Origin of the sequence: Scandinavium sp. M-37 (assembly GCF_043558715.1) — a bacterium.
Classification (GTDB): domain Bacteria; phylum Pseudomonadota; class Gammaproteobacteria; order Enterobacterales; family Enterobacteriaceae; genus Scandinavium; species Scandinavium vulneris_A.
Genome location: NZ_JBIGIN010000066.1, coordinates 1 through 7247 on the forward strand (window position 1 = coordinate 1; position 7247 = coordinate 7247).

Annotated in this window: 4 protein-coding genes; 2 read left to right on the forward strand and 2 right to left on the reverse strand. The window is 50.7% G+C overall.

Features of this window, described 5'->3' with window-relative positions; all coding sequences use genetic code 11:
• Positions 1–400: 400 nt before the first annotated feature.
• Entirely contained in the window at positions 401–823 is a 423-nt protein-coding gene (locus ACG0Z5_RS23485; protein WP_394451535.1) for a hypothetical protein, read from the reverse strand.
• Between the two features lie 490 nt (positions 824–1313).
• On the opposite strand from ACG0Z5_RS23485, the gene ACG0Z5_RS23490 reads away from it, so the two are divergent.
• A complete protein-coding gene (locus ACG0Z5_RS23490; RefSeq protein ID WP_394451536.1) occupies positions 1314–2798 on the forward strand; it encodes a tetratricopeptide repeat protein in 1485 nt (494 codons plus the stop codon).
• Between the two features lie 422 nt (positions 2799–3220).
• Entirely contained in the window at positions 3221–3526 is a 306-nt protein-coding gene (locus tag ACG0Z5_RS23495) for a BON domain-containing protein (RefSeq protein ID WP_394451538.1), read from the forward strand.
• A gap of 125 nt (positions 3527–3651) precedes the next feature.
• On the opposite strand, the gene ACG0Z5_RS23500 is transcribed toward ACG0Z5_RS23495, so the two are convergent.
• Positions 3652–7247 (reverse strand): Ig-like domain-containing protein (locus ACG0Z5_RS23500; RefSeq protein ID WP_394451540.1); only part of this gene is annotated, 3596 nt, incomplete at its 5' end.

Consider the following 7247-nt stretch of genomic DNA (forward strand, 5'->3'; position numbering starts at 1 on the left):
CAGTACGAGGTTTATCATCATGCTGGCAGTGATGTTGAGTTACTGGTGCAACAAGGTCTGGAACTTCATCAGGTTTCATAATCTGTAGAATCACGCCAATCCCCGGCTACGGCCGGGGGTAAAAGCGCAAGTAAATTAAGATGTGTTTAACGAACACCCCAGGGTTCATTTGATATGACGCTGGGGTGTTTTTTTATCTAAGAGTTGAATGGTAGGTGGGTGAAAGCAGCATCACATGACGAATACCGCTATGCCAAAGAAGAGGGGCATTTTGCTTGAGCGTTGGGTTTGAAGGGGGGAGGTTGCTTGAAAAAGCATATCGGATACCAGGCTCCGATAATATTGCAGACGCTTATGAGGCGTTATTTAAGGGTATGTGTTACCACATACCCTTTTTTAATTACTCTGTTTCAGCTGGTAAAGATTTTGCGCAAGGGCGAACCATTTGAATCCCTAAAGCTTCATTGAAAACTTTTCGGGTGCTGTTGGTAACAGCTTCTGATTTCAGGATGGTCATCACCGGGGATGGTGTGTCGGAACGAGTCAAGAGACGACTCGCGCGCTCCCGAGGTGTTTTTCTGGAGGCATGTGCGGCATGCTCTACCTGTAATTGACTCATCTCTTCATCACTACTGAATACAGAGATTTTTTCAATATTCTGATATTCAGCGCGAGTGCCATCAACAAAAATGACACCACCAGCAATATAAGGCTTGATAATATGTTCGACGACGAAATTTTCATCAAGATCGATTTCAATTAAACAAGCTGATTTACGAAGGCTTTCGCTTTTCATTTTTACAATAATATGTGTGTAACTCAAGATTAATGTCTCCTGGAATTTAAAGAGCTATATTGTACCGAATGGTCAGCCATCTGAATGGAATATTTGTTAAAAAAGCGGTTTCTTGATATTAGAATGTAGGTGCTTTTAACGGCAGACGCTTCATTTAATTAAGAGAATAAATTGTGGGAGTCATTGCATTTTATGTCCGCTTAGATAAGCATCTCTTGCAACTCTCATGAAGGGGTTTTCTCTCTCTGTTGATCACCTTACCCTCCTTGCCACGCCAGGAAAAACCCAGTTATTTGAATTTACATTTTTGAATTATGAAGTTTATGAGCGTGATTTATCATTTATAATTGCCATCACTAGTAAGAAAGTTTTAAAAGAAATTGTCTATCTAAATTATACTGGCAGCATCGTTGACCAATAACAATAGTGGCGTTAATAAAATTGAGATGACTTTGCACCGCAAATTATTTTTAAATCAATTGGAATAATGATGATTAGATCTCCATCAGGAAAAAATTTGAGCGGGCAGCGTCAATTAGTACAGCAATTGATCGATCGTCAGCAATATCTGGCAGCAGAGAAAAAGCTCCGGGCTCTGCTGATGTTGCAGCCATATGATAGTGCCCTGCTTGCTTCAGCTGCGCGTGTGGCTCGACGTCAGGGGAAACCCGAGGAGGCCAAACGTTATTACCTACGGGTATTAAAAGTTTCCCCCCAGAGTGTCATTGCTTTGAATGGTCTCGGTTTAATTTATTTTGACGCTGGCGATTTTGATAGTGCTGAAAAATACTATATTGAAGCATTGAAAAATATTCAAGGTTATGCTGCTGCACATAACAATTACGCCGTGCTGTTGCGCAAGCAAGGCAGATATAAGGAGTCAGTGCAACAATATCAACTGGCACTTGCTGCAAACCCAGATTATGAAGAAGCCACTTTTGGTCTGGCCTGTCTGAATATCATCTTGCAACAATTTGATGAGGCAGAAGGTATTTTATGTGAATTGCTGAAAAAAAATCCAAATAATACGCGTTATCAAAACACATATTCCATGCTTCTGCTTAAAAAAGGATCTTTTGTTGAGGGATGGGCGCTTTATCGCGCACGTTACTCTCCAACGAATGACGATAGATTTTTTACCAGGCCGAATTATTCGTTTACCTACTGGAATGGTGAAGATCTGACCGGGAAAACTATTCTGATTCATCGTGAGCAAGGTTTGGGTGACGAAATCCAGTTTTGTCGTTATATAACCAGACTGAAAAGAGAAAAGAATGCTGCCAAAATTATTTATGTTTGCAGCGAAGCACTTATTCCTCTCTTTTCCTCGCTTCCCGAGATTGATCTCCTTATCACCAGTTGGAACGATAACCCTCAGCATGCAGACTATTGGAGCATGCTTTTAGATTTGCCGCTGCAATTTGTCTCTTCATCCAATCCATACGGTGGCAATCCTCCTTATTTGCAGGCCGATCCGCTGAGTCTCCCGGCATGGGCATCGCCAGAGGTCTCATCCCTTCCCTTGAAGGTCGGCGTTGTTTGGCGTGGCTCACCTGCTCATGCTAACGATCGCTCCCGCTCACTGCCTTCATTATCGTCTCTCAAGTCATTGTGGAAAGTCCCCTATATCCAATGGATTAGCCTGCAAAAAGGCGCAGGTGAAGAGGATGCTTTAACGCCAGATGAAGATCAGCCCATTGTGGCATTGGGGCACAGGTTTGCTAATTATGCTGACACTGCCGCCACGATAGAGCATCTTGATTTGGTCATCACCGTTGATACTTCTGTCGCCCATCTTGCTGGCGCAATGGGGAAACACTGTTGGGTCATTCTACCGGCGACTGGCGTTGACTGGCGCTGGACGCATGGCAGAAGTGACTCACTGTGGTATCCGAATATGCGAGTGTTTGCGCGCTTACCAAGTGAGACTTTAGATTCGGTAATAGACCGGATTGGCGTACAACTCAATGAGTGGATGCACAGGCGAATAGCAAAGGAATAAAAACACCCTGCCAGCGAGTCATGCCGATCGGTTAAGGATCGGTTGACCGATCCAATGTTGGGATAATGATCCGGAAATGCTCGCCCGTTTCCGGATTTTTTTATGCACACTGAACAGATCACTTGATCTCGTATCCCGTTGTCTTGCCGAATCCGGTACTGGATGATCCCGCTGAAGAAAGGCGGGCAGTACGAGGAAATGAAAAAATGTTATTCAGTAGCAGTCTGAATAAAACAGGCATTTGAAAGGGACAGGATGCTGCGTCGTTATATTTTAATAACAAAAAACAGTGCTCAGATAATTAGAATTGCCAGGACTGTCATGGTGCCAATCCATAAATTGAGTGTTGATTTAATCTCAGGTTAAAGTAATGTTCTACTGGTATGTAGACGTACTAATATCATTAAAAATGGAGATGGAATATGTCATGGTTTAAAAGATTATTATTACCACTGGCCGCAGTAGTCGCTCTTTCAGCTTGTGCGCCAACAACGACACAGGAAGGGACTGGGGGCTACATTGATGACTCTGTCATTACAGCCAAAGTTAAAACAGCACTGCTTGAGGATAAAGGATTTAAATCTACCGACGTCAATGTAGAAACCTTTAAGGGACGAGTGCAATTAAGTGGTTTTGTATCATCCAGCAGTGATGCTCAGCGTGCCGTTGATACCACCAAAAAGGTTCAAGGCGTGACATCCGTAGAAAATGATATCAGGATTAAATAACCGTTCTGAACACACAGCAAGTGCCATTAAGGAATTGTTGTAGTTAAGATCTTTAATAGGCGGTCGCCTGGATAAATCCCCGGCGGCTGCCGGGGATGGGTCAGGGTCTGATGAAATTCAGCCGGTTATGAAACCTGATGCAGCTCCAGGCCGTGCTGAACCAGCAATTCAACATTACTGCCCGCATGCTGGTAAACCTCATACTGAACACCGCCTGCCGTAACCTGACCGGCGTCCTGCCAGGTGTTATGCGCAAGATCTTCAACCTTCAGCTCAACCACATCACCGGCATCACCGGTCACTGCCAGCTGCTTATGACCATCCTGAATAAACAGGTTGTCATGTGCTTCACTGAGGATGTCGTTTAGCGTCAGGTGCAGGACATCCTGGTTCGGATGGTTCATGATCTCTGTGCTGGCAGATGAAGCCTGTTCATCATCAGTCTGCACTATCGTCTGTGACAGCGGATTTTGATGATTTATCATGGCGCTATAGCTGCTTGAATTATGCCATTCAATAGTATCAATATAAGAGGCACTCACCGTGAATGAAGAAATGCTGTGCCCAGCATCGGCAGTAAATTCGTATCTGTGAAGCTGTAAATCACCACCGGCGCGTCCGGTATCTATTACCGTGGCATGAATTTGCAGGCCATTGGCATCATAAAATCTTGCTCCCGAGATATTTTGCGTTTGCAAATTGACAAATACTGTTTCAGAGGTGCCCGGTAATGAAACACTTATTGCCTGCTCTCTGTTGGCGTTTCCTCCCCCCAGAACATGCGTTCCATTTACACTATCCACTAATACACCTGGGGTGTTTAAGAGATACAGGCCCGCAGATGAGGTAATATGCACGCCTGTTTTTGTCGTTAAATTGTAAAAGTGTGATGGAATTTCTGTTCCTTCAAACGATTCAATATGTTTTACCACCGGGTTAGGTACATCCACATTCACCACATATCCGCCGGATTTGCCGCTGGTATTCCCGGCCGCATCCGTGGCGGTGACCCTGAAGGTGTGCTGACCCTCGCTGCGTATCGGCGTGGTCCAGCTCCAGTTGCCGCTGCTGTTGGCGGTGGCGGTGCCAATAAAGGTGTTGTTGTCGTAAATCGTCACCTTGCTGCCCGCCTCGGCGGTGCCGCTCAGCGTTGGCGTGGTGTCATCGGTGGTGCCACCGGAGGTGATATTCCCTTTGGTGCCCACGTCGTCGTACGCGTTGGTGATGTGCGGCGTGGCCGGTGGCGTGACGTCGGCCGTATTCACGTTGACAACCCAGCTGTTGCTCTCCTCCCCGGTGACGCCGTTTTTCACTTCCCGGGCAGTGAAGACATGCTGTCCGTCCGTGCGTGGCGTGACGGTGCTGGTCCACACGCCCTGGCTGTTGGCGTACACCGTGTCAAATCCTTTGGTATCGGCATACACATAGACCATGCTGCCCGCCGTGGCGGTGCCGGTCAGGGTCACGGTGGTATCGTCGGTGGTGCCCCCGTTGATGACATTGCCCGTACTCGGCCCGACGTCATCATAGACGCTGGTGATGTGTGCCTGGCCCGGACCCGGGTCAGGAATATCCACATTCACCACATAACCGACGGACTTGCCGCTGGTATTCCCGGCCGCATCCGTGGCGGTGACCCTGAAGGTGTGCTGACCTTCGCTGCGTATCGGCGTGGTCCAGCTCCAGTTGCCGCTGCTGTTGGCGGTGGCGGTGCCAATAAAGGTGTTGTTGTCGTAAATCGTCACCTTGCTGCCCGCCTCGGCGGTGCCGCTCAGTTTCGGCGTGGTGTCATCGGTGGTGCCACCGGAGGTAATATTCCCCTTGGTGCCCACATCGTCGTACGCGTTGGTGATGTGCGGCGTGGCCGGTGGCGTGACGTCGGCCGTATTCACGTTGACAACCCAGCTGTTGCTCTCCTCCCCGGTGACGCCGTTTTTCACTTCCCGGGCAGTGAAGACATGCTGTCCGTCCGTGCGTGGCGTGACGGTGCTGGTCCACACGCCCTGGCTGTTGGCGTACACCGTGTCAAATCCTTTGGTATCGGCATACACATAGACCATGCTGCCCGCCGTGGCGGTGCCGGTCAGGGTCACGGTGGTATCGTCGGTGGTGCCCCCGTTGATGACATTGCCCGTACTCGGCCCGACGTCATCATAGACGCTGGTGATGTGTGCCTGGCCCGGACCCGGGTCAGGAATATCCACATTCACCACATAACCGACGGACTTGCCGCTGGTATTCCCGGCCGCATCCGTGGCGGTGACCCTGAAGGTGTGCTGACCCTCGCTGCGCGTCGGCGTGGTCCAGCTCCAGTTGCCGCTGCTGTTGGCGGTGGCGGTGCCAATAAAGGTGTTGTTGTCGTAAATCTTCACCAGGCTGCCCGCCTCTGCGGTGCCGCTCAGTGTTGGCCTGGTGTCATCGGTGGTGCCACCGGAGGTGATATTCCCTTTGGTGCCCACGTCGTCGTACGCGTTGGTGATGTGCGGCGTGGCCGGTGGCGTGACGTCTTTGTCACTGTCCTGATTGCTGCCCACGCTCTCCACGACATAGCCTGCACTGAACTGACTGGTGTTGCCCGCCGCATCGGTTGCGGTGGCGCTGAAAATCCAGTTCCCCTTGAGGTTGCCGATATTCTGGCTGTCGTGCATCTGGTAATGCCAGTGCCCGTTGCTGTCGGTGGTCACCGTACCCAGGTCGTAATCTTTCCCTGCCGGGCTTCTGACCCAGACCACGACCGCGCTGTTCGCTTCCGCCGTCCCGGAGACCTTCACCTGCGCATCATCGGTTTTACCCCCGTTATCCACGTTACCGGTCTTCACACCCACATCATCATAGATAGTGGTAATGACCGGTGGGGCCGGTGGCGTAATATCCTTGTCACTGTCCTGATTGCTGCCCACGCTCTCCACGGTATAGCCTGCACTGAACTGACTGGTGTTGCCCGCCGCATCGGTTGCGGTGGCGCTGAACGTCCAGTCACCCCTCATGTCACCGAAGCTCTGTCTGTCGTGCATCTGGTAACTCCAGTGCCCGCTGCTGTCGGCGGTCACCGTACCCAGGTTGAAATCCTTCCCGACCGGGCTTCTGAGCCAGACCACGACGGAACTGTTCGCTTCCGCCGTCCCGGAGACCCCCACCTGGACATCATCGGTTTTTCCGCCGTTGGCGACGTTACCCGTATGTGAACCCACATCGTCATAAACGCCGGTGATAACCGGGGGTGCCGGTGGGGTGGTGTCCGTGGCGGGTACATCAATTTTCACCACAAAGCCGGCTGAGCCGAGGCTGACATTGCCTGATGCATCCGTGGCGGTGGCGGTGAAGGTATGATTGCCCTCGCTGCGCGGGGGCGGGGTGATATGCCAGTCACCGTTGCTGTTTGCCGTGATGGAGCCCAGCAGGGTGGTGCCTTCGTACACCTTCACGAGGCTGCCCGCTTCCGCATGGCCGTTCAGCGTTGGGGTGGTGTCATCCGTCACGGTGCCGGAGGCCAGGTTGCCCGTCGAGGTGCCCACATTATCCGTGTAGTCAATGATGGTCGGCGCATCCGGGGCCGAGATATCGTCCTTGTTGCTGCCGACATAATTGACCTTAAAGCTGTCGCTGGTTGCACTGTTCCCGGCCTCATCCGTCGCCGTGACCCGGAACGTCCAGTTACCCTGGGTGCCAAGCAGACGCGTACCGTCACTCAGCTGGATATGCCAGTTGCCGTCGCTGTCGG